The sequence below is a fragment of the Adlercreutzia equolifaciens genome (assembly GCF_029076695.1).
Taxonomy (GTDB): Bacteria; Actinomycetota; Coriobacteriia; order Coriobacteriales; family Eggerthellaceae; genus Adlercreutzia; species Adlercreutzia equolifaciens_A.
In genome coordinates this window covers 1-541 of the sequence record NZ_JARFIK010000010.1, presented here as the reverse complement: position 1 = coordinate 541, position 541 = coordinate 1, and the positions used below count along the sequence as shown (strand labels likewise).

Below are 541 nucleotides of genomic sequence, written 5' to 3'. Positions count from 1 at the left end.
TGATCTGTCCTTTATTTATGATGTCAGGGTCAAAAGGTCTGAAACCACGTGTGCTTGCACACTGGTGGTAGAATGACCCTGAGACCCGCCCCGATATGAGCATAAAAGTGGGGCGTAAGCACCATGATATGCGAATAGCGGGTAGGATTGTGGGAGTGCGTAGCACGAAACAATCCGTTGGCATCATTGTTGGGGGCTTTTGACCCCAACATCATATTTTACAGCAATACTGCCCTTATCTCCGGTTCGCCTTCTCCACATGCACGCTCTTACCCTTGATCTTCACATGGTTCATTTCGTCCATAACGATATCGGCCTGCTCCTTCGGAACTTCCACGAAGGTATATTTGTCATACATATCGATACTTCCAACGAGACGGCCCGGAATTCCGGATTCACCGGCGATGGCTCCTAAGATATCGCCCGGCGTCACGTTCTGGTTCTTTCCGAGGTTGATGAACCGTCTTGTCATGCCGCCTCTGGCGTTCTTTCTGTCCATGTACTCCTCGTCATCGCCTCTCTGGCGTCTGCGTCCGTTTCT

The 541-nt window shown here is 50.6% G+C and carries 1 protein-coding gene; it reads right to left on the bottom strand.

The window, feature by feature from the left end; genetic code table 11:
- Window positions 1-235: 235 nt before the first annotated feature.
- On the bottom strand, window positions 236-541 hold a 306-nt coding region (locus tag PZH32_RS11195), incomplete at its 5' end, for a DbpA RNA binding domain-containing protein (protein ID WP_275208327.1).